General features: G+C 47.1%; 22 protein-coding genes. All 22 read right to left on the bottom strand.

Features of this window, described 5'->3' with window-relative positions; all coding sequences use genetic code 11:
• Positions 1 to 14 precede the first annotated feature (14 nt).
• The 22 genes from hppD to paaA all read right to left on the bottom strand — a co-directional run bounded on the left by hppD (position 15) and on the right by paaA (position 21,426).
• On the bottom strand, positions 15 to 1,130 hold the full coding sequence (gene hppD / locus AR337_RS03520; protein WP_059170613.1) for a 4-hydroxyphenylpyruvate dioxygenase: 1,116 nt from the start codon (positions 1,128 to 1,130) through the stop codon (positions 15 to 17).
• Between the two features lie 55 nt (positions 1,131 to 1,185).
• Entirely contained in the window at positions 1,186 to 2,622 is a 1,437-nt protein-coding gene (locus tag AR337_RS03515) for an NAD(P)/FAD-dependent oxidoreductase (RefSeq protein ID WP_059170612.1), read from the bottom strand.
• Complete coding sequence (locus AR337_RS03510) at positions 2,623 to 3,858, bottom strand: dihydrolipoamide acetyltransferase family protein (protein ID WP_059170611.1); 1,236 nt, start codon at positions 3,856 to 3,858, stop codon at positions 2,623 to 2,625.
• Positions 3,859 to 3,871: 13 nt separating this feature from the next.
• A complete protein-coding gene (locus AR337_RS03505; protein WP_059170841.1) occupies positions 3,872 to 4,834 on the bottom strand; it encodes an alpha-ketoacid dehydrogenase subunit beta in 963 nt (320 codons plus the stop codon).
• Between the two features lie 32 nt (positions 4,835 to 4,866).
• Positions 4,867 to 5,934 carry a pyruvate dehydrogenase (acetyl-transferring) E1 component subunit alpha gene (pdhA, locus tag AR337_RS03500; protein WP_059170610.1) on the bottom strand — a complete coding sequence of 356 codons (1,068 nt, stop codon included), beginning with the start codon at positions 5,932 to 5,934 and terminating at the stop codon, positions 4,867 to 4,869.
• A gap of 26 nt (positions 5,935 to 5,960) precedes the next feature.
• Positions 5,961 to 7,067, bottom strand: coding sequence for an amino acid dehydrogenase (locus tag AR337_RS03495; RefSeq protein ID WP_156424310.1), 1,107 nt, complete (start codon positions 7,065 to 7,067; stop codon positions 5,961 to 5,963).
• Between the two features lie 218 nt (positions 7,068 to 7,285).
• Complete coding sequence (locus tag AR337_RS03490) at positions 7,286 to 7,672, bottom strand: thioesterase family protein (RefSeq protein ID WP_059170608.1); 387 nt, start codon at positions 7,670 to 7,672, stop codon at positions 7,286 to 7,288.
• A 49-nt stretch (positions 7,673 to 7,721) separates the two neighbouring features.
• Positions 7,722 to 8,516, bottom strand: a complete 795-nt coding sequence (locus tag AR337_RS03485) for an ABC transporter ATP-binding protein (protein ID WP_059170607.1) — start codon at positions 8,514 to 8,516, stop codon at positions 7,722 to 7,724.
• Entirely contained in the window at positions 8,494 to 9,522 is a 1,029-nt protein-coding gene (locus AR337_RS03480; RefSeq protein ID WP_059170840.1) for an ABC transporter permease, read from the bottom strand. Before AR337_RS03480 ends, AR337_RS03485 begins: the two co-directional genes overlap by 23 nt.
• A gap of 93 nt (positions 9,523 to 9,615) precedes the next feature.
• A complete protein-coding gene (locus tag AR337_RS03475) occupies positions 9,616 to 10,620 on the bottom strand; it encodes an ABC transporter substrate-binding protein (protein WP_059170606.1) in 1,005 nt (334 codons plus the stop codon).
• Between the two features lie 273 nt (positions 10,621 to 10,893).
• Complete coding sequence (locus AR337_RS03470; RefSeq protein ID WP_059170605.1) at positions 10,894 to 11,847, bottom strand: nitronate monooxygenase family protein; 954 nt, start codon at positions 11,845 to 11,847, stop codon at positions 10,894 to 10,896.
• A gap of 44 nt (positions 11,848 to 11,891) precedes the next feature.
• The gene (gene paaX, locus AR337_RS03465; RefSeq protein ID WP_059170604.1) at positions 11,892 to 12,767 is read right to left on the bottom strand and encodes a phenylacetic acid degradation operon negative regulatory protein PaaX; all 876 of its coding nucleotides are present in this window, start codon (positions 12,765 to 12,767) and stop codon (positions 11,892 to 11,894) included.
• Between the two features lie 289 nt (positions 12,768 to 13,056).
• The gene (locus AR337_RS03460; RefSeq protein ID WP_059170603.1) at positions 13,057 to 14,274 is read right to left on the bottom strand and encodes an acetyl-CoA C-acyltransferase; all 1,218 of its coding nucleotides are present in this window, start codon (positions 14,272 to 14,274) and stop codon (positions 13,057 to 13,059) included.
• A 21-nt stretch (positions 14,275 to 14,295) separates the two neighbouring features.
• Positions 14,296 to 15,156, bottom strand: coding sequence for a 3-hydroxyacyl-CoA dehydrogenase (locus tag AR337_RS03455; protein WP_059170602.1), 861 nt, complete (start codon positions 15,154 to 15,156; stop codon positions 14,296 to 14,298).
• A 98-nt stretch (positions 15,157 to 15,254) separates the two neighbouring features.
• Positions 15,255 to 16,772, bottom strand: a complete 1,518-nt coding sequence (locus AR337_RS03450; protein WP_059170601.1) for an aldehyde dehydrogenase — start codon at positions 16,770 to 16,772, stop codon at positions 15,255 to 15,257.
• Positions 16,773 to 16,838: 66 nt separating this feature from the next.
• Positions 16,839 to 17,612 (bottom strand): enoyl-CoA hydratase-related protein, encoded by a 774-nt coding sequence (locus AR337_RS03445; protein ID WP_059170600.1) that lies wholly within the window; start codon positions 17,610 to 17,612, stop codon positions 16,839 to 16,841.
• 14 nt (positions 17,613 to 17,626) lie between these two features.
• The gene (locus AR337_RS03440; RefSeq protein ID WP_059170599.1) at positions 17,627 to 18,406 is read right to left on the bottom strand and encodes an enoyl-CoA hydratase/isomerase family protein; all 780 of its coding nucleotides are present in this window, start codon (positions 18,404 to 18,406) and stop codon (positions 17,627 to 17,629) included.
• A complete protein-coding gene (locus AR337_RS03435) occupies positions 18,399 to 18,707 on the bottom strand; it encodes an EthD family reductase (RefSeq protein WP_059170598.1) in 309 nt (102 codons plus the stop codon). The genes AR337_RS03440 and AR337_RS03435 overlap by 8 nt, the downstream gene beginning before the upstream one ends.
• Positions 18,708 to 18,776: 69 nt before the next feature.
• A complete protein-coding gene (gene paaD, locus AR337_RS03430) occupies positions 18,777 to 19,283 on the bottom strand; it encodes a 1,2-phenylacetyl-CoA epoxidase subunit PaaD (RefSeq protein WP_253701457.1) in 507 nt (168 codons plus the stop codon).
• Between the two features lie 31 nt (positions 19,284 to 19,314).
• Entirely contained in the window at positions 19,315 to 20,136 is an 822-nt protein-coding gene (gene paaC, locus AR337_RS03425; protein ID WP_059170597.1) for a 1,2-phenylacetyl-CoA epoxidase subunit PaaC, read from the bottom strand.
• Positions 20,105 to 20,479 carry a 1,2-phenylacetyl-CoA epoxidase subunit PaaB gene (gene paaB, locus AR337_RS03420; RefSeq protein WP_059170596.1) on the bottom strand — a complete coding sequence of 125 codons (375 nt, stop codon included), beginning with the start codon at positions 20,477 to 20,479 and terminating at the stop codon, positions 20,105 to 20,107. The genes paaC and paaB overlap by 32 nt, the downstream gene beginning before the upstream one ends.
• Positions 20,480 to 20,517: 38 nt before the next feature.
• Complete coding sequence (paaA, locus tag AR337_RS03415; protein WP_059170838.1) at positions 20,518 to 21,426, bottom strand: 1,2-phenylacetyl-CoA epoxidase subunit PaaA; 909 nt, start codon at positions 21,424 to 21,426, stop codon at positions 20,518 to 20,520.
• Between the last annotated feature and the right edge of the window lie 534 nt (positions 21,427 to 21,960).

The raw sequence follows: 21,960 nt of genomic DNA, 5'->3' as shown, positions 1-21,960 counted from the left end.
CTATTTGTTTGTCATTATAGGTTTCCGCGCCGTGCCTGCTCGCGCTCAATTGATTCAAAGAGGGCCTTGAAATTACCTTCACCGAATCCCCTTGCCCCTTTTCGCTGGATAACTTCAATGAACAAGGTAGGCCTGTCAACAATTGGCTTTGTGAAAATCTGTAGCAGATAGCCCTCATCGTCACGGTCGACCAAAATGCTCAATTCTTTTAGCTTGGAAATTTCCTCATCGATTTGCCCGACCCTTGCGGAAAGTTCTTCATAATACGTATCTGGAGTGGACAGGAATTCCACACCATTGTCTTTCAGGGCGGTGACTGTAGAGATAATGTCCTCTGTTAGGATGGCCAGATGCTGGACTCCCGGCCCGTTGTAAAAATCAAGGTATTCCTGGATTTGGGACTTTCGCTTCCCTTCAGCTGGTTCGTTGATCGGGAACTTAATCCTTCCTCCGTTATGCATGACCTTTGACATGAGCGCGGAATACTCCGTTGAAATGTCCTCATCGGAGAAATGCTTCATTTCCTTGAACCCCATTACCTTTTCATAATACTCCACCCACTCATTCATGCTTTCTACGTTGCCGACAACATGGTCAATGCCAATCAATCCTGTATCCGGCACTTGATCGAACAATGTATAGGCTTCGTAGCCCGGCATGAATGGCCCCTTATATCCCTGTCTCTCCACAAGTGTATGGATTGTATCCCCATACGTGCCAATGATTGCTTTTTTGACGGTTCCTTGTTCATCGCTGTAATCGGTCGGAGCCATCAATGCAATTGCACCACGGTCCACCGCGGCTGAGAATGCTTTTTCAACATCGTCAACAAGGAGCGCTACATCTTTTACGCCGTCCCCATGCTTTTTTATAAAAGAAGAAACTTCACTGTTTTCAACAAGCGAACTGGTAAGCACCAGCCTGATATTCCGTTGCTGAAGTACGTAGGAAACAGTTTCCCGGTTCCCGGTTTCAAGGCCGGAGTAGGCTACTGTCCTAAAACCGAATGCATGGCAGAAAAAGTAGGATGCCTGCTTTGCGTTACCGGTATAGATTTCAAGATAGTCAACATCCCTTACTGGAAAAAAGTCTTCTGTCAACTCATTTACCTTTAATGTTTGATCTTGCATGAATAACCCTCCTATTATAAATTGATATTGTTTTGCCAGAAATGTAATCCGGCTGCTAAGCATTAAGTACTTGGTTTTTCTTTTCCTTTTGCGGTTTCATATGGACAGCTTTCCCGCCAAGCCCTTCCGCAGCCTCAAGCAAGGCCTCGCCAAATCCTGGATGCGGATAGGCTGGAAAATGGATATCCTCCTCACGCGCCCCCAATTCGAGACCAAGAACCCCGCCAACTATTAGTTCGTGGGCACCTTCACCGATGATATGCACCCCGAGTATCACGTCACTTTCCCGTTCCGATACAATTTTTGCAAAACCGTCCCTTTTACCTGTAATACTAGAAAAACCGTTGGAGGCAAATGGGAATTGGCTTGTTTTTATATCGAACTTTTCAGCAAGGGCCTGCTCCTCGGTCAATCCTGCAGTTGCAATCGGCGGCCTTGTAAATGTAACGGATGGTAGAAAGCGAAAATCAGTGAAAGCTTTCAGCCCGCATGCAGCTTCAGCAGCGGCTTTTCCCTGTTTAATTGCTTTGGAAGCAAGGAATGGCCCTCCCGTAATATCACCTATTGCATAAATGCCCGTAACCGAAGTTTGGCATTGGCTGTCCGTCAGGATGAATCCTTCCTTATCAAGCTTAACGCCAATCCGATCTATCCCAAGCCCTGCTGATTCTGGTCGCTGTTTTCCTTCGTAAAAGAAATGCGTTGCCTGAAGCATCTTTTCTTCGCCTGTTGTTGTAATTGCGATAGACACTCCTTCTTTTGATTCAACAACCTCCCGAACTTGGCAAGCTTTTATGGCCGTTATTTTTTCTTTCTTTAAAATCCTGGCCAGTTCTTTGGAGATTGCAGAATCAAACGACAGTGATTCCCCTGGCAAAAGGATAGTAATGTCAGCTCCCAGCGACTTATAAGCCATCGCCATTTCAAGCTGGATGGAATTTGAACCCTCAATCACCAGATGCCTAGGAACCTCATTCAGAAATGAAATCGCCAATTGATTGAGAATCCTTCCCCCCTCCTGATAATTGCTATTTTTAACGGGCTTTGCCCCCGCTGCAAGTATGGCATGCTTAAATTCATAGATTTCATATTTATCGCCATCCTCCACGCCAATCCTTGTGTCTGAGAGGAAAAACGCTTTACCCGTAATAATTTGGACCTTATTAGTTTTGCAGAGCGCTTCAATCCCCGCCCGAAGACCATCAATGGTCTTCTTCTGATGTTCTATTAATTTGGAAAACTGCAGGTCCGCCTCGCCAGTGCCTATTCCAAAAAGGCTGTTTTTACGGCAATCCTCCAGCCTTGCCGCCGCTTCCGATAAAACTTTGGATGGAATGCAGCCTTTATTTAGGCAAATCCCGCCCAAATCCGCTTTTTCAATAAGTAAGACCTGTCTGCCTAGCTGGGCAGCCCGTATTGCAGCATGGTAGCCGCCTGGACCCCCGCCGATGACAATCAAGTCGGCCTGAATCGCCATTTCGCCTACGACCATCTAAATCAGCTCCAATAGAAGCATTTTTGGATTTTGGATATAGTCGGAAAAGCGGTTCGTAAATTTGACTGCGGTTGCGCCATCTGCCACCCTATGGTCAAAAGACATCGATAGATTCATCATTGAACGGATGACGATTTCATCCTTGTCGTTCACGACAGGCATTTTTTTTGTTTTATGGAAGGAAACGAGCGCCACCTGCGGATGCTGGATGATCGGCGTAGCGCCAATGCTTCCGCCAAGTGGCCCAACATTGCTAATAGTGAAGGTTCCCCCCTGGATGTCAGCAACAGTAAGTTTGTTATTCAGTGCTTTTTCAGTCAATTCTTTCATTTCACGGTTTATAGTCGGAAGTGATTTATGCTGGATATTTCTGATGACCGGAACAATTAGGCCATCCTCTGTATCGACCGCGATTCCAACGTGATGGCCTTCCAAAAGCCGGATTTCTTCTTTTTGCTCATCGAGCACAGCGTTGAAAATAGGATATTCCTTTAAGCAAACGGAGAGTGCCTTAATGAAGAATGCAGTTGCTGAAATTGGCTTACCTGCAGCTTTTAATTCATTCCGGAATTCAATAAGGCTGGTCACATCAATTTCTTCAAAATGGGTGCAATGAGGTATAGTCTGGATGGAATAAAGAAGGTTTTTTGCAATTTGTTTTCGCCTGCCCCTGAACGGTATCGTAATGTTCTGTTCAGGAGAACGTGGTTCAATTTTCGCCTGATGCTGGGTTTCTGCCTGTATACCTTGTGAGGAATCAGATTTACTTTGTTCAATGTACCGGAATACATCTTCATCTAGAATCCGTCCGGCAGGCCCTGACCCGGCAATGTCTTCAATGTTGACGGAATTGTCCCTTGCTAATTTCCTCGTATAAGGCGAAGCCAAAATTCTTTTGTGAACCTGCCTGTAAATCCCGCTTATGAGCGAAGCTGGTTCATCAGAAGGAGATTTTGACTCCCTTTTATCTTCTCGAGTCGGTTCTATCGGGGTCGTTTTTCCCGCCGATTCCAGGATGAGCAATGTCGTGCCAACGGGGACTGTTTCCCCGGGAGCTACCCGGAACTCCTTTACAATACCAGAGGCCGGTGAAGGAATCTCGGCAACCATTTTATCTGTCTGAACCTCGATGAGTGGGTCATCCGCCTTCACAAAATCACCTGGCTTTACGAGAAAGCAATTAATGCCTGCTTCTGCCATGCCTTCCCCTATATCATGGAGCTTTACCTCCATACTTTTCACCTCCCTAAAATCCCATCACTTTTTCTATTGCAGCTTCAACCCGTTTAGGTGTTGGCAGGTAGTGGTTTTCAAATCCAAAGTATGGGACCGGTGTGTCAAAGCCCGTTACCCTTTCTGCAGGCGCCTTTTGATAAAGAAAAGAAGTATCATTAATAATAGCCAGGATATCGTTTCCGACTCCCCCTGTCTCGTGTGCCTCATGGACGATGACAGTTCTGCCGGTTTTCTGGACCGATTCCGCAATGATATCCTTATCAAGCGGATACAAGGTCCTCATATCGATTACATCGCAGGAGATTCCTTTTTCAGCCATGGCCCGGGCAGCCTTCATGGCAACAGGCACCATCGCTCCCCACGTTAGGACGCTTACATCTCCGCCGTCCATGAGCCGTTTTCCTTTCCCAAGTTCAATTTCGTATACTCCCTCGGGAACTTCATCCTTCACCGAGCGGTACAGATGCATCGGCTCAAGGAAAAGGACCGGGTCGGGATCGAGGATTGATGCGATCAGCAGGCCTTTTGCGTCATGAGCCGAAGATGGGCAGACGACCTTGATGCCTGGCATATGGGTGAACAGTGCTTCTGTACTGTCGCAATGGATTTCCGGCGCACGCACTCCGGCTCCATAAGGGGCGCGAATGACCATCGGAACGGTGAAGTGGCCGAATGTCCTCATTCTAAGCCTGGACGCATGGGTCATAATTTGTTCATATGCGGGATAAATGAATCCAAGAAATTGGATTTCAGCGACTGGCCTAAAACCTGCCGCGGCCATGCCGATCGCCGCACCAATGAACCCAGCTTCCGCAAGGGGCGTATCCATTACCCTCATGTCGCCAAATTTTTCCTGAAGGCCGTCCGTTACACGGAAAACCCCGCCATTCTTCCCGATGTCCTCCCCGAGAAGGATGACCTCGCTATGGTTTTCAAGCATGACGGAAAGGGCTTCATTAATGGCCTGGACCATCGTCAACGTCCTTGTTTTCGTTGCAATATCCACTACATTCCACCACCGATCAGCTGAAGATAGTCACGTTTTTGTTTTTCGATTGGCCAGACGGATTTTTCGAAAACGTAATCGAAAATATCCGCCGGGTTTGCGGGAGGATAATGTTCCATTTCCTCGACCGCTTTGTCAATTTCCGCGGCTGCATCTTCTTCAAAAGCCTTCATCAGTTTATCATTGAAAACACCTTCATTTTTAAGAAAACGCTCCAGACGGAGGATTGGGTCGATTGTTTCCCGTTTTGCATGGCTTTCGGACTGGTCCCTGTATTTTGTAGGGTCATCAGCTGTTGTATGTGCGCCATACCTCCACGTAACCGCTTCAATCAAAGTCGGTCCTTCGCCTTTTCTTGCCCGCGCAAGCGCTTTCAAAGTTTCAGAATAAACAGCGAACACATCGTTCCCATCCACTCGGACACCCGGGATACCATAGGCTATCGCCTTTTGCGCTATTGTTTCAGAATTCATTTGCTTTTCAATAGGGACGGAAATCGCATAGCCATTATTTTGATTAAAAAACACGACAGGCGCTTTCATGACACTGGCAAAATTTAAACCCTCGTGGAAATCTCCTTCTGACGTGGCCCCATCTCCAAAGTAAGCAATGGCTGCGCACGAAGAGCCTTTCATTTTTTCCGCAAGCGCGGCACCTGCGGCATGAGGGATTTGGGTTGCGATTGGAATGCCCGGCGGAAATATTTTTTTGCCGTCCGGAGGTACACAGCCCTCGTTCCTGCCGTTCCAAAATAAAAGGATATTGCGGAGTGAGTGTCCAAAAACAAAAGCGGCTCCATGGTCCCGGTATGTAGGAAAAAGCCAATCATCCTCCTTCAAGGCAAGCGCGCTCCCAACCTGGGCTGCTTCCTGGCCCTCGAAAGGAGCATAAGTACCAATTCTTCCTTGGCGCTGCAGGCTCACTGCCTTCCTGTCGAACAGCCGAATCCGGATCATTTGTTTATAGAACGTTAAGGCAAGGTCCTGGCTAATTTTTTCCCTCTCGGAAGGCTCTGCCACATTGCCTTGTTCGTCCATGATTTGAATCAATGGAAATTTAGTTTTCACTGCTATCGCCCTCCCTGTCAGGAAATTTAGGAACGAACAGCCCACTTCGGGCGCTTATGATGGGAGAAAAAGCTGTTTCTCCTTACCCTTGCTTCAATTCTAGATTCACAGAATCGGTTCGCCGCTTCGACTGTTGTAACCCCGTCTTCCGTGGCATGCCGATAAATATCCAGCAGGGAGTCATAGATTGCTTTCGTTTTTTGCATGACCCGCTCTTTGTTCGGGGTATACAATTCATCGGCAACCTGGATTAGCCCGCCTGCGTTAACGATATAATCCGGCGCGTAAACAATTCCTTTTGCCTGAAGCATTTGTCCATGCCGCATCTCAGCCAATTGGTTGTTCGCGGATCCGGCGACAGCCAGGCACTTGAGCTCGGGAATGGTTTCATCATTTATGATTCCTCCGAGCGCGCACGGTACGAATACATCTGCTTCCTGGGAGTAAATTTCATCGCTGCCTACTGCCTTGATGGCGCAGCCAAGCGACTTTGCATATTCGGACAGGCGGTTTACAGCTTCCTCATTAATATCGGTTACATAAAGATCTGCCCCTTCTTCAAGGAGGCGTTCGGCAACCTTATATCCGACTTTCCCCAACCCCTGGATTGCATAGCTTTTTCCTGAAAGCTGATCTGTACCCCAAATGACTTTATTTGTCGCCTGAATTCCATAAAGCACTCCCTGGGCGGTCGGAATGGAAGAATCGCCGCTTCCTCCGTAAGCCTCTCCAACGCCGACGATACAGTTCGTTTCCTTCATCGCATGGACAAAATCCTCGGGGGTCGTTCCCATATCCGTTCCGGTATAAAAACGCCCATTCAGCGAATCCACGAATTGGCCGAATGCCCTGAATAATTCCGGGCTTTTATCCTTCATTGGGTCACCAATAATGACTGCCTTGCCCCCTCCAAAATCAACATCCGCAGCCGCGCACTTATAGGTCATACCTTTTGACAGGCGAAGAACATCCTCGAGTGCTTCCTCCGTACTGGAGTAAGGCCTCATCCTGCAGCCTCCCAAAGCTGGGCCCAGCTTGGTGCTATGAATCGCGATAATGGCTTTTAAGCCGGTAGATTCATCATTGCAAAAGACAATTTGCTCGTGTTCACCGATTTTTGTAAAAATGTCCATGGAATTTGTGTCTCCTCCCGCAAATGGCAACGCTTTCATTTTTAGCTCCCCTTTCGGTTCTTAGGAAAAGTTAACATAGGTAGTGTTTCAAAACGCCGGTTTTGTTGTGTAGACGAACCGCTTCACCGCTTTAAAGCAAACGAAATCCCTAAAAAGCAAGAAAGAAACAAACCTGTACCCAGGCTGTTTCTTCGTCAAGCCGATGTTGCGCTAATAGTCTATGATTTTAGAATACTGCTTATTTTCATTTTTGGCAAAATTACCTGTTTTACTTCCCCGGTACCAACAATCCCGTCAGGCCCGTGCGCTTCAACACTTGTAATAATGTCCTTTCCGTTAATTGATGCGAGCGAAGCTGTAACAGTAATCTTTTCGCCTTCAAGGGCGGGAGCAATATGTTTTACATTGACCGAGGCACCCATGCCCTCTTCATTTTCCTCAAGAAACGGCAGGATGATCTTCCTTGAAGCCCACTCCATATGGTAGACCATCCAGGCGGTCGAATAGGCGGGATGGACAACCTGGCCGCCAAACTCCGCGAACATTTCCTTCGTCACCACCAGCTGAATGGTTTCCTGCTGTCCAATCCGCATGCCGGGCTTCATGTTTAGCTCTCCCTAATTCTTTATTTTAAAAAAAGAATGATATACGTGCTTATGACAACAATGCGCGGTCGCTAGCCATCTGGGTGCCGCGGATCCGCTGGAATTCCTCAAGAAGGGCTTCAATCGTAAGCTTTTCCTTATCCTCCTCATTTACTTCAAGGATAATCTGGCCTTTATCCATCATAATCAGCCTATTGCCAAGGTCAATCGCCTGCTGCATATTATGCGTGACCATCAGAGTGGTCAATCCATATTGATTGATAATTTGTTTTGTCAGGTTTGTAATCAGTTCTGCTCTCGAAGGGTCAAGCGCGGCAGTATGTTCATCAAGAAGAAGGACGCAAGGCTCTGTAAAGGTGGCCATTAAAAGGGAAAGTGCCTGCCTTTCCCCTCCTGAAAGCAGCCCGACTTTTGCGGTCAGCCTGTTTTCAAGCCCTAGATGAAGGGACTCAAGCACTTCTTTGAACAATTCCCTTCGTTTTCTCGTAACCCCTTGCCTGAATGTCCTGGTCTTATTCCGTGAATAGGCCATTGCCAGATTTTCTTCAATCGTCATGCTTGGCGCCGTACCGGCCATTGGGTCCTGAAAAACACGGCCGATGAGCTTTGAACGATTATATTCCGTCATAGAGGTGACATTTTTCTCATCCAGGTAAATTTCCCCGATATCAGGCGTCAACGCCCCGGAAATGATATTCATTAGGGTAGATTTCCCAGCTCCGTTACTGCCGATGACTGTGACGAAGTCCCCTCTTTTAAGCTCAAGATTGATATGGTCGATAGCGATTTTTTCATCGGGGGTCCCTTCGTTGAATACTTTGTTAATCTGATTTAAGCGAAGCATGGGCATCCCCCTTTCTTGCCTGGATTGTTTTCATGAGCGTTTGCCTTTCCGCTCTCTTTTTTGCTTTCCGTTTTTTTTCCTTTGCCCCTCCCAATAGCTTAGGGGTAATGAGTGAAATAATGACAATCAGGGCGGTAATCAGTTTCATGTCACCCGGATCGAGGAAATCAACCCGCAATGCGAGTGTAACGACAATCCTGTAAATAATTGCCCCGCCGACAACCGCAAGTGTTGCACGGACAATTGTTTTGGCTCCAAAGAGCGCTTCTCCAATAATGACCGAGGCCAGACCGATAATGATCATCCCGATTCCCATTCCCACATCGGCGAATCCCGACTGCTGGGCAATCATCGCCCCGGAAAAGGCGACCATGGAATTTGAGATTCCTAGTGCCAGGATAATAAGCAGGTTTGTATTTGCTGAAAAGCTACTAATCATCCGTTTGTTGTCTCCGGTTGCGCGAACCGCGAGGCCTATTTCCGTTTTCAGGAACCAGTCTGTAAACACTTTGATTATCAAGGTCACAACAATCATGAACAAAAGGATGCCCCAAGTTGATGGAAGGCTGTCCCCGAGGCCTATTGAAACGAGAAGATTGTTAAAAAAGGAATCGATGCCGAGCTTTTCCGACAAACTGCTGACTGTGGAAAGCGAAGTTTCCTGGTTAAGGAGGGTCACATTTGACCTGCCCATAATTCGCAGATTAATAGAATACAGGGCAATCATGACAAGAATCCCTGAAAGCAGCGCGTTTATTTTCCCGGCTGTATGGAGGATGCCTGTTAAACAGCCCGCGGCAAAACCCGCAATTAGGGCTGCAACAGTTGCAATGAACGGATTGTAGCCATTCACAATCATTGTTGCCGCAATTGCTGCGCCTGTTACAAAGCTTCCATCAACCGTCAAGTCGGGAAAATCAAGGATCCTGAAGGATAAATAGACACCAAGCGCCATAATTGCGTAAATGATACCTGATTCAAATGATCCGAATATTGCCGTAAACACATACATCATCCTTCCTGTCCAGCCGGCTGGCGGGGCAGCACATAAACAGCACCCGCCATATTCGGCTCTAGCTTAAACTGGTCATATCACGGATTATTCTCCTTCGTAGAACTCCCCATTTTCTTTCCATTCTTCCTTCACTTCAAGGCCTTGTGCCTCAGCGGCCTTCTTATTAATCATAAGGGCAAGGCTTTGCGGCAAAGCGACTGGGATTTCAGAAGCTTTTTTTGCGCCAGTCAAAATTTCGACAGCCATAAGGCCAGTTTCATAGCCAAGGTCATAATAGCTGAATCCGCTTGCGGCAACAGCGCCTTTTTTCATTGAATCAAGCTCCCCAACGAAAAGAGGGATTTTTTTGCTGTTGGCGACAGAAATGACAGAGTCAAGCGCGGAAACAACGGTATTGTCTGTTGGGATGTAAATAGCGTCCACCCGCCCAACAAGGGATTCAGCCGCCTGCTTTACTTCTGCGGTTGTCGAAACAGAAACCTTTACCAATGAACCGCCATTGTCTTTAGCGAGTTTTTCGACAGCATCTACCTGTACGACAGAGTTCTGTTCACCGGAATTGTAGACAATACCGATTTTCTTTGCACCAACTTCAGTGGTAATGAAATCGATTGTTTTCTTTGTGGCATCCGGATGGTTGTCAGTCGTGCCTGTAATATTATCGCCAGGCTCATCAAATGATTTTACAAGGCCTGCGCCAACAGGGTCTGTTACAGATGTAAAAAGGATTGGAATATCTTTTGTTACACTAAGAGCTGCCATAGCGCTTGGAGTTGCGTTTGCAAAAATCATGTCAACCTTGTCGCCAACAAAGTTTTCCGCGATTGTGCGGGTATTGTTTTGATCACCTTGTGCGTTCTTCTCAGAAAAGCTTACCTTCAGCCCTTTGTCTTCTAATGCTTTTTTGAAACCTTCCGTTGCAGCGTCAAGCGATGGATGGGGAGCAAATTGGGAAATTCCCACTTTGTACTCTTTTTCTTTTTCTCCTCCATTACCTGTCTTGCCGCCTGTTTCTTCCTTGCTACCGCATGCCGCGAGCATCATCATCGCGGCAAGGGCGATCGAAATGGTTTTTACGTGCTTTTTCATAAAAATTCCCCCTATTTTTTAATTACCACCCATAACTGGATGAAAATCTGTATGTAAACGTTCTTGTGATGTTTATATGATAATTACTATCACCACCGTATTTATACCGTTATACTAACATTCTAAATCTTTCTAAGTCAAACAATATTCTAAAAATTGAATATTATTGAAAATTATATTGCTATAAAATAAAAAAAGCAAGAGACAATTTTAGTCTCTTGCAAAATTAACGCTTCAACCCGGTAAAGTGTTGAAATATATCTATCATGTTTTTTAGCTGAAAAGTCTTGTTTTGGCTGCTTCTAGTGCCACTTTAGCTTCTTCCATCATATTTACTAAAAGGTCCGATGTGGATGGGATATCCGTGATTAAACCTGCGATTTGCCCGGCATTCAAAAATCCTTCTTGAATATTTCCATCCATTGCACCCGTTTTATGATAGTATTCTGTTGTCTTCTCCATAAATTCTTCAAGGCTGATTCCTTTTTGTTCGGCATCCAGTAGTTTTTGGGCATACGGAGTGTCCAAAAGCCTCCGAATTCTACCTAAAGCCCTTCCAACGATTACGGTTGAAGTGTCATCCGCTTTCGTGACCAATTGTTTGTATAAAGCATGGAAAGGCGCTTCTTTTACAGCAATAAATCGTGTCCCCATCTGCACACCGCTTGCCCCTAGCGATAGAGCCGCCGCAAGGCCCTTCCCGTCCGCAATTCCGCCTGCTGCAATAACAGGGATTGCCACAGCCCCAGTTACCTGAGGAATAAGCGCCATCGTTGTGGTTTCATAGGGGGAATTGATTCCCGCAGCTTCATAGCCTTCCGCTACCAAAGCATCCGCACCCGCTTCTTCCGCTTTTTTTGCATGCTTTACGGACGCTACTACCGCAAGTACCTTGACTCCTTCCATGTGAAGCTTCGGAATAAACGGTGCTGGATTGCCGGCGGATAAAGATGCAACAGGAACTTTATGTTTAATGATAAGGGAGAGGATTTCCTTGCTATAAGGTGAAACTCCCAAGGGAACATTGACAGCGAATGGTTGTCTCGTCCTTAATTTTGTTTCAACGATGATCCTTTCCACTTCTTCTGGATCCATCGTACCGGCGCCAATTGTTCCTAGGCCACCCGCTTCCGACACCGCTGCTGCCAATGGGGCATTGCTTATATTGCCCATGCCTCCCTGGATAATTGGATACTTGATATTCAGCATTTTTGTAAGCTTATTCACAAATTCCATCCTTCCGTGAAGAAAGCGTTATAGCATTTTGCGTTCTATTCGATGATATACGGATGCTCCAGTACATCATAATCTTTTTCGCGTTCTTCAAGTTGGTTCCCCTCTTTAAAAACATCTTCAAAAAAGCGTGATGCAGGCTCTGCAAGCTCCTTGTAATAATCTGCGAATAGGGAAGCAGCATGGCTGCCCAGCCATTTATCGGGAAGCAGTTCCTCAGGCAGGCCAGGGTCAATGAACAGGAATTTGCGGTATTCGTGCACTAGCCTTGTCCTCTCCACAAAGCAATCCGCGTCTGTCATCTGGCCCTTCAGAATTTTATTTTTGCCAATAATGTACTTCTGGCTGTAATCCTGGATGAATTCCTGATACCTGTGATTGATTTCTTCAAGGTCCCAGCATTTTTCAACGAGCCGGATATTTTCCTTCGGCCCGTTATACTCGGCTACAAAAAAATCCACATAATCCTCTATCTTGTATTTATCGATCAGGTCATATACTTCATTTTCCAGTGGATTGGCGGAAATCCATGAACTGTTGGAAAGAGTGCCAAATCCGCTCCAAACCAGCTCTTTACGAAGCTCATCGCGAACGTTGCGGATTTCCTCAGGAATCGAGTACATGAGAATCCGCCATTTGCCGTCCCAGGCCTCGGGCTTCAATTTAAAAATCCTTCTGGCCGCTTCTTCTATCCGCTTGATCCCACGCGGCGTTAGTGAATAATAGCTTTTGTTCCCTGCTTTTTCCGCCTGGACCCAGCCCTGTTTATTCATTCTTGAAATGGCGGCCCGGACAGACTGGCTATTATGGCCAAACTCCTCGAGAAGCCTAATGAGGCTACCAACCCAAATTTTGTTCCCGTAGTGGGAAATGTAATCACCGTACAATGTAAAAATCATTGATCTCGTATTCACAGTTCTGCTCACCTTCTCACGATGCTTAGGAAGTTAAAATTATTACTATTCTAAAACAAGTAGATATTTTCAATCTAGCTCCACAAGAGTAAGCTTCGGAAGCATAATCCTCGCACGAAGAAAAAGCGGTAGCTTTTTCGAGGAGCGCCTAGCCCCTCGAGGTCTTAAGCCGGTTCCCTCCGGAGGGCAGGCCCGTCCTTCGGGCTCCGTCTTAATCTGGTCGGGGCTAAACGAGGCGCTTCCACTTTATACTTTCCCACTACGATTGTTTCCGATTTTTACTTACAAGTCAATTTTCGTGTTCGGTGGATTCGACAATTGTCGCAATCCCCTGGCCTACCCCCACGCACATTGTTGCCAGGCCGTAACGTGTTCCGCGCCGTTTCATTTCATGAACAAGTGTTGTCAGGATTCTTGCGCCGCTTGCTCCAAGAGGATGCCCGAATGCGATTGCTCCTCCGTTTACATTGATTTTCTCTGGGGCGATGCCCATCTCTTTTATACAGGCAAGCGATTGTGAAGCAAAGGCTTCGTTCAGTTCGCAAAGACCGATATCTTCAGGATGAAGCCCTGCTCTTAGCAGCGTCTTCCTTGAAGCTTCGATTGGCCCAAGCCCCATCACCCTTGGCTCAAGGCCTGCTGTTGCGGAGACGACATATTTTGCGAGGGGCTTTAAACCGAGGGATTCCGCCTTTTCCGCGCTCATCAGCAAAAGGGCGGCAGCGCCATCGTTCACTCCCGATGCGTTCCCAGCGGTTACAGTTCCATTTGGAAACAAGGGTTTCAACTTGCCGAGCTTTTCGATTGTCGTATCGCTCCTTGGATGTTCATCCCGGTCAACAATGATTTCATTCCCTTTTTTGTCAAGGTAACGGACAGGTACAAGCTCATCCGAAAAAAGCCCTTTTTCCATTGCTTCCATTGCCTTCATTTGGCTGTTGAAGGCAAACTCATCCTGGTCCTGCCTGGTGATTGAATAGTCTTGGGCCACATTTTCCGCTGTTTCCGGCATGGAGTCCGTCCCGTATTTTTCCTCAAGCTTCTTGTTAATAAATCGCCATCCAATCGTTGTATCAAAAAGCTCCATATTTCCCCTTGGGAATCCGGCCGCCGGTTTTGCCATCACGAGTGGAGCGCGGGTCATGCTTTCCGTACCGCCCGCTATGAAAATATCCCCCTCACCCACCAAAATGGCCCTCGCTGCATAATTGACAGCATCCAGGCCAGACCCGCACAGCCTATTGATAGTTGTACCACCCACTTCTACCGGAAGCCCTGCCAATAATGCCGACATCCTGGCAACATTGCGGTTGTCTTCACCAGCCTGGTTGGCATTTCCAAAAACGACTTCTTCAATATCCTGTGCATTTACTGCCGGATTCCTATCCATAAGAGCCTTTATGGCAATTGCGCCAAGATCATCTGGCCTCACATGCTTCAATGCCCCGTTATACTTTCCAATTGGGGTCCTAACCGCATCAACAATAACTGCTTCCCTTTTTTTCAAAACCGATAACCTCCAACTAAATTAAGACTCCGTCCTCTTGGTATAGTCATATACGCCCCTGCCACTCTTCCGTCCAAGGCGGCCCGCCTTAACATATTGCTCGAGAAGCGGGGCGGGACGATATTTTTCGCCAAGCTTTTCGTGAAGGTATTTCAAGTTGTTCAATCTCGTATCGAGGCCAACGAGATCCCCAAGCTCGAACGGACCCATCGGATAATTCAGGCCAAGCCGGATGGCCTTATCGATTTCTTCCGGAGTGCCGACACCTTCCTGAAGCATATAAAAGGCTTCATTTCCAACCAGCGCGCTAATCCTGCTTGTTACAAAGCCTGGAAATTCATTTACGACAACGGTTTCTTTTCCCATCCTTTCGGCAGATTGCCTAATTTGCTCCGCCGTATCATCACTTGTCTCAAGCCCGCGGACAATTTCAACAAGTTTCATTTTGTGGACTGGATTAAAAAAATGCATGGCAATGACTTTATCGGGCCTTTTTGTAAAAGAACCTATTTCAGTCGGGCTCATTGTTGAAGTATTCGTCGCAAAATAACATCCTGCTGGTGCATACCTGTCGATTCTTTCAAAAATGTCCTTTTTAATTGCCAAAACCTCGGGGACAGCCTCAATAATAAGGTCTGCGGACTTGGCGGCTTCTTCCAGTTCAGTTGAATAGGAAAGCTTGCCGATTCCTTCCCTCATTTCTGTTTCGGTAAGCTTGCCGCGGCTTTTGGCTCCTTCGAAAATAGAGAGGATTTCGGCTCTCGCGGTATCAAGCTGTTCCTGCCTGATATCGATAAGTGTTACTTTGAATCCTCCAGCCGCGCTTACATATGCAATTCCCCGGCCCATTACCCCTGAACCTATTACGACAATATTTTCCATACGCACCGCCTGCCTCCCACTCGTGTTCTAATAAAATAGTGATAAGCACCTTTTTCAAGGTGCCCGGCTTTATCTTTTACCACATTGGTTCATCAGCCTTAAACGCCCAGCGGGTTTAACGGCTTTGGACCGTAGTAGGAAATTATGCTCTTGGTTTCAGTATACAAATCCAGTGTTTCAATACAGAGTTCCCTTCCAAAGCCCGACTGTTTATAGCCGCCGAACGGAGTACCAGGGAATGCCGAGAACGGGCAGTTGACCATGACGATTCCCGCCTGAATTTGCTTGGATACCCTGGTTGCCCTTCCATAATCCTTCGTCCAAATTGCAGAGCCTAGGCCATAATCGCTATCGTTTGCCAGCCTGATTGCCTCTTTTTCATCGGAAAATTTCATGGCTACAACGACGGGTCCGAAAATTTCTTCCTGTACAGCTTTCATGCCATGATTGACATTTGTGAGAATGGTTGGCTCATACCAGTAGCCCTGTTCATATCCTTCAACTACAGCTTCCTTTCCTCCCGTTTCAGCAACAGCCCCCTCATCAAGAGCAGACTTCACATAGCCGTCAATCACCTCGAGCTGGGAACGGCTGATGATCGCACCGACATGGGTCTCGCTTTCAAAAGGATTTCCAAGCTTAAGCTTTTTCGTTTTTGCGATGAATTTTTCCATGAACTCATCGTAAATATTTTCATGGACATACAGGCGCGAACGGGCTTCGCATGATTGGCCGCTATTGTAGAAAATACCAAAGAGCGACCCATCGACCGCAGCGTCAATGTCTGCATCATCGAATACGATGTTTGGGGATTTTCCGCCAAGTTCAAGAGTCACACGTTTTAACGTTTGGGAAGCCTTGGCCATAATATCCTTGCCAATCGGAGTCGAGCCCGTAAAGGCAACCTTGTCGACCTTTGGGTGCTCAACGAGATAATTACCGACCTCCGAGCCTGCCCCAGGAATAATATTCACGACGCCCGCTGGCACGCCCGCTTCTATACAGATTTCCCCAAGCACAATCGCCGTTAATGGCGTTAGGGAAGCTGGCTTTAAGATTACTGAACATCCTACTGCAATCGCTGGTGCGATTTTCCAGGCTGCCATCATTAACGGGTAATTCCAGGGGATGATTTGCGCGCAGACGCCGACTGGTTCCTTTTCAGTAATATTTTGGAATGCACCCGGCATGCTATTGACTGACCCTCGGTGGCTGATAATCGCACCTGCATAAAATTCAAAATCCTCGATTGCCTGCATAACCTGGCCTTGGGCAGCCGATAGCGATTTCCCTGTATCGAGAATCTCCAACTCTACCAATTCATTAAATCTTGCCCGCATAATCGAGGCGATTTTGTTAAGGGTCCTGGATCGTTTGTTCACCGGGGAACGGCGCCACTTACCGTTATCAAAGGCACTCCGGGCTGCTTGGATTGCGCGCTCCGCATCTTCAATCGATGCTTTTGCAATTCGGGCAATTTCCTCTCCTGTCGCGGGATTGGCCGTCGCGTATGTCTCACCGGATTGGCTGTCAGCCCGCTCGCCATTGATAATCAAGTGGTAGAGTTCACGTTTCATTGAAAGTGGCTCTAGCTTTTGCTCTTTCACTGTCGACATTCTTCCAGCTCCTTTACAGTTTCAGTAGAATAATAGATTCAATTCGAATAGAAAACACAAACCATGTTATTTTCCTTTAAAGACGGGCTTTCTTTTTTCCAGGAAAGACTTGACACCTTCCTGATGGTCCTCTGTCAGGCTTGCGATTCGCTGGCTTTGGGCATCCCTGTCAAGGAACTGTTCAATCCCAGCTTCCCAACTGGCCTTCAGGTTTCTTTTGATCAGGCCAATCGCTTTTGTCGGCATGGCTGAAAGCCGATCCGCAAATGCGTTCGTTTCATTTGAAAATTGATTTTCCGGGACAACTTTTGTGGCAAGGCCAAGTCTCAAAGCTTCTTCGGCGCTGACTTTTTCTCCGAGCACTGCCAATTCCAGCGCTTTTGCATGGCCGACCAGGCGCGGCAAGTAGTACAGATTTCCAGCATCCGGTACGAGCCCGACGTGAATAAACGCCTGAATAAAGCTCGCTTTTTCGGAAAGTATCCTGAAATCACACGCTAATGCAAGGCTCATCCCGGCTCCGGCGGCTACCCCGTTAACAGCAGCAACAATTGGTTTTTCACATTTTTCTATTTCCATCACCATCGGGTTATACCGATTTCTGAGTACATCCCCGTAATCCGTTGTTTCTTCTACGTCCCCTAGATCCTGCCCCGAACAAAACGCCCTGCCTGCTCCAGTAATGACAATTGCCCGAACAGAACCACCCTTTGAAGCGGTACGGACGGCCGCGGCGACATCCTTGTTCAGCCGGGCGGTGAATGCATTCAGTTTTTCGGGCCGGTTCAGGGTAATCCAGGCTGTATGGCCGCGCACTTCATAAATGACGGTTTCAAACAAGCTATGTAACCTCCCTACCTGCCTTTAAATTGGGCTTTCCTTTTTTCAATAAACGCCTTCATGCCTTCTTTTTGGTCCATGGATGAAAACAAAAGGGAGAAGTTTTTCCGTTCGAACTGCATGCCCTCATAAATGGATGCATCAATTGCTTTCAATACGGATTCTTTAATGAAGCGAACTGAAAGCGGCGGCATCGTTGCCAGCTCACGCGCATATCTATTCGTTTCTTCCATAAGCGTTTCTCTTGCAAAAACCTGGTTCACAATTCCGAAATCGCGGGCTTCTTTTGCTGGAATTCGCTTGCCAGTAAATAGCCATTCCATTGCTTTTGTTTTCCCGGCCAGCTTCGTTAGTCGTACGGTCCCACCCGCGCCAGGCATGACGCCAAGAAGGACTTCTGGAAATCCAAATTCTGCATCCTCGGCTGCAAAAAGTAGGTCGCAGCAGAGGGCAAGCTCGAATGCTCCGCCAAGTGCGAAGCCGTGTACCGCGCCAATAATAGGTTTTTTAATCCACGATAGGCGGTCCCAGTCGGTGAATTGATTGAGGAGCTCCATATCGATTGATTCCACCTCTGCCATCTCATCAATATCTGCTCCAGCAGCAAAACAACGGCCTTTGCCGCTTAGTACAATCACCCTGATATCTTCCGCCCTGTCGAAATCCTCCATGGCTTCAAGGATTTCAGCCACCATCCCACGGTTTAAGGCATTAAGGACTTCAGGCCGATTTAGCTCGATAAAAGCAACTGGGCCATCGGTTCTCGTTTCAATAAAACGCCTTTCGTTACTCATTAACTTCCTCGCCGATCATCATCGTGACTAGGTCGCCTGCAAAGCTCATGACATCCTTTCCGGAAGCCCTTGCTTCATCGCTCTTCATAGCGGCTTTAAAAGAAGCCATGTCATCGTAATACATTTCACACATTAAATAATATTTACCCTCCCCGCCCATTGGGCTGCCTGTAATACGGGTAACTTCCATTTTCCGAAGGCCAGGGATTTTCGCGGTAAGAGGGCCGTGTGTTTTAAAATAATGCTCATCAAATGCTTCCTTGTTCTCCGGATGCTTGTAAAGCGCGATCATTTTTATCATTTTCTTCTCTCCCTTATTTTTAATAGGGCAAATCCAAGTGGTTTGTGCCCCCTATTCAATTAATAGCTATTACATCAAGGTCGAAATCGGCTTCATCGCCTCAAACGGGTTTTTGCACGACCGGCAGTAAAGGATGCTTCTGCAGGCGGTTGGGCCGAAAATATTGTCCAACGTTGTATAAGCCGAACCGCAAAACGGGCAGTCCACTTCCCAGCCTCCCTCTTCCTTTTGTTTGGGCGGCGGGGCAATCCCGTATTCCTTCAGCCGGCGGCGACCCTCCTCGGAAATCCGGTCGGTCGTCCAAACCTGGCTATACACGAATGTCACGCTAATTTCCGTAAAGGCGCCGAGTTCCTCAAGGGCTTTTATCGTATTTGATTTTATTATGTCGAGTGCCGGGCACCCAAGGAAAGTTGGCATTAGCGAAACCTCCACCCTTGTGCCTTCGAACTCAATTCCCTGCAACATGCCAAGGTCGACAATGGATACCGAGGGAATTTCCGGATCTATCACTGAATAAAGCGCTTTCAAAACAACTTCCCTCGGCAGTTCATCCTGAGGTTTATATGCTTCCACAGCAGTCATTCCTTTTGCCTGATTTTTAATGCTACCAGCCTGCCGCAGGATCAAATCTGTATACTTCGCCAAGGACTGAAAGTGCATCGTCCAAGTCCTTCGTATGCTCTCCGTTACGGCCGCTTCCTTCCGGCATGCTAAATTGCTCGGGCACCGACGCTCCCAAATCGGAAAAAACAGGCGTAATCGCTGCGACCCATTGTTCCCGGAGATCAAGGCTTCCGGCAATTATTCCATGAGAGACAATGTCAATCTCCTTGAGTCCTTGGTAAAAAACATCGCCAAAACAGCTAAACGTCTTGGCTATTGCGCCTTCCATCCGCTCCCTTGCCTCACCGCCAACTGACATCAGCTGGGTGAACCAAGTTTTCCAATGGAGCTGGTGATAGTACAATTCTACATTCACCCGTGCTGCCGCTTCTGCCAGCGGGATATAGGTGGATTTCATTAAAGAAGCCATTTTGATTCTCTTGGCAACGGTATAGAAATAATGGCGGACTACCGCAAAAGCCCAGTCATAGTGCGGTTCCATCAAATAAGTTCCTGGCCCATTAACCAATTCAAGCAAAACCGCATTTCTGCGCTCATCTGCAGGCCTCCCATGGGCCAATTCGTCGATATCCCCTGCTCCCAAATCCTCAAGCAGCTTGTAAAAAATAGCCGCATGGCCCATTGTATCCTGGCTAATTGAAGCAAAGGCAACGTCTTCTTCTATATGAGGGGCAAGGCCAAGCCACTCGGAGCCCCTGTAGGCGACCATAAAGTCATCGTCGGCCAGCTGGAAAAGCAGTTCAATAAGCGCTTCCCTGTACCCTTCCCTTTCAGCCGCCATTACTGGTGTCTTGATTGGCATTCGCACCTCCGCCTCCCCATGACATAATTTCCTTTTCGTCGAGCATTTCCTGTTCATACTGGCGCCATTTCTTTTTCAAATAGCCGTATCCCTTTGTATTCCTGTAATCCTTGTTATCAAGCCGTTTCAATGTTTCCTTTTCCTCAGAAGTCATTTTACGGATGGCTGAGCGTTTCACGACCCATATATCCGCCACAGGCTCGCGGCGCATAAAGTTTTCCTGGGCCATCACCAGCGCAAGCTCCTCGTTTGGAGCCAAAAGCGAAAATTGGTATTGTATCGGCGAGGTGTCTGATCGTTTACTGAACACTTCAAATTCCTGGTAAAAATTATTCTCCGCCAAAAGCGCCCCTCCTTCCTTCCTCCATTAGTAGAGCAATTTTACGAAACGACCGGAGCTCCCAGTGCTTCGCGGACCCAAGCGTTCGTTTCGTATGAGATTTTTCTTAGGCGCAGCCGCTCTTCTGATTTCGGCCCTTTATTTTTAATTATTTCTTTGAATTTGCTCCAGTCTGGCTGACGGTATATCCACTGGCCGGAAGCTTCATCAAAATTCATCGTTTCGTCAGGGAGCTTGAGTCCGAGCGACAGCACCCTCGGGATATATTTTGTAAAGAAATCCTGGCGCAATTGCTCATTTGTTTTCGTACGGATTTTGTATTTAATCGTGATATCCTGCTTGGATGTCCCTGTAGTCGAGGAATCTCCCGGCCCGAAGAACATGAGAAGTGAATCCCACCAGCGGTCGAGGGAATCCTGGATCATCGCCTTCTGGGCTTCTGTTCCCTCCGCGAGCGCGATGATGATGGACTCGCCGTGTTGTGCATGGAAAACTTCTTCGGCGCATATTCGTTTCAGCGCCCTGGCATATGGGCCATACGAGGCATCAAGCATATTTGTTTGGGTGATGATCGCTGCTCCGTCAACAAGCCATCCGATCAGCCCCGCATCCGCCCATGTTGGAGCTTCCATATGAAAAACATTATGGAATTTAAGGTCACCGCTGAAGAGGTCTTCCATGATCGACTCCCTATTCTTCCCATAAGGCTTCATCAAATCCTCTGCAACCCGAAGCAGGAGCTGGCCGTGCCCCATTTCGTCCTGTACCTTGGCCATGATGCCTAGCTTCCTTTTCAAGGATGGGGCCTTTGGAACCCATTCCTTCTCAGGCAGCGCACCCATGATTTCGCTAATTCCATGCATTGAAATCAGCTTAATGAGGGTCTTCCTGTATTCTTCCGGCATCCAGTCGTCCGCCTCAATTTTTTCACCATTTTGAATTCGTTCCATAAAGCGTTTTAGTTTAACATCATCAGACAAGTGATTTTGGTTTGCCAATTTATACCCTCCAGTCTTCAAATATTATATAACGGGTTTTTACCGCAGATGTTATATTGTGTTATATATTTATTTCAAAAATAACTTCTTGGTAGTGAAAAGTCAAATAATTATTCTGAATATTGGTTAATTTCCTTAAAAAGGGCGTTTCTTCATTAGATCCCCAAAAAAAATACCCTTCGCGAAATGCGAAGGGCGTCAATATATAGAAAGAGGGTGAGAAACAAATTAAATTAAAACTTCAATTCTTTTCGAGGAAGGCATCGAGTTCAACATGGACAATTTCCAACTCACTGCCGCATGGGCTAGGATTTGATTCAAGCAATTGGTCAATATCAATAGAGACAAGTTCCATGTCGCACCTCCCTGTGGGTTTTGCAATAGGATACGTACCCATGGACAACTTTTGTGGGGGTGGTGGAAAAAATATTTAAATTTTTTAAAATTTATTAAATCGCTATATTGCCTAATTCAAAAGACAGTGCT

The organism is Bacillus sp. FJAT-27445 (genome assembly GCF_001510665.1).
In the GTDB taxonomy this organism is placed as follows: domain Bacteria; phylum Bacillota; class Bacilli; order Bacillales; family Cytobacillaceae; genus Bacillus_D.
Note: the sequence above shows the minus strand (reverse complement) of the source record. Positions and strands in the feature narration are given on the sequence as shown.

Coding starts and splice junctions, on each gene's coding strand:
- hppD (WP_059170613.1), bottom strand. CDS start 1,130: ATGCAAGATCAAACATTAAAGGTAAATGAGTTGACAGAAGACTTTTTT.
- AR337_RS03515 (WP_059170612.1), bottom strand. CDS start 2,622: ATGGTCGTAGGCGAAATGGCGATTCAGGCCGACTTGATTGTCATCGGC.
- AR337_RS03510 (WP_059170611.1), bottom strand. CDS start 3,858: ATGGAGGTAAAGCTCCATGATATAGGGGAAGGCATGGCAGAAGCAGGC.
- AR337_RS03505 (WP_059170841.1), bottom strand. CDS start 4,834: ATGGTCCAGGCCATTAATGAAGCCCTTTCCGTCATGCTTGAAAACCAT.
- AR337_RS03495 (WP_156424310.1), bottom strand. CDS start 7,067: ATGGACATTTTTACAAAAATCGGTGAACACGAGCAAATTGTCTTTTGC.
- AR337_RS03490 (WP_059170608.1), bottom strand. CDS start 7,672: ATGAAGCCCGGCATGCGGATTGGACAGCAGGAAACCATTCAGCTGGTG.
- AR337_RS03485 (WP_059170607.1), bottom strand. CDS start 8,516: ATGCTTCGCTTAAATCAGATTAACAAAGTATTCAACGAAGGGACCCCC.
- AR337_RS03475 (WP_059170606.1), bottom strand. CDS start 10,620: ATGAAAAAGCACGTAAAAACCATTTCGATCGCCCTTGCCGCGATGATG.
- AR337_RS03455 (WP_059170602.1), bottom strand. CDS start 15,156: ATGGAAAATATTGTCGTAATAGGTTCAGGGGTAATGGGCCGGGGAATT.
- AR337_RS03450 (WP_059170601.1), bottom strand. CDS start 16,772: ATGTCGACAGTGAAAGAGCAAAAGCTAGAGCCACTTTCAATGAAACGT.
- AR337_RS03440 (WP_059170599.1), bottom strand. CDS start 18,406: ATGAGTAACGAAAGGCGTTTTATTGAAACGAGAACCGATGGCCCAGTT.
- AR337_RS03435 (WP_059170598.1), bottom strand. CDS start 18,707: ATGATAAAAATGATCGCGCTTTACAAGCATCCGGAGAACAAGGAAGCA.
- paaC (WP_059170597.1), bottom strand. CDS start 20,136: ATGCCAATCAAGACACCAGTAATGGCGGCTGAAAGGGAAGGGTACAGG.
- paaA (WP_059170838.1), bottom strand. CDS start 21,426: ATGGAACGAATTCAAAATGGTGAAAAAATTGAGGCGGACGACTGGATG.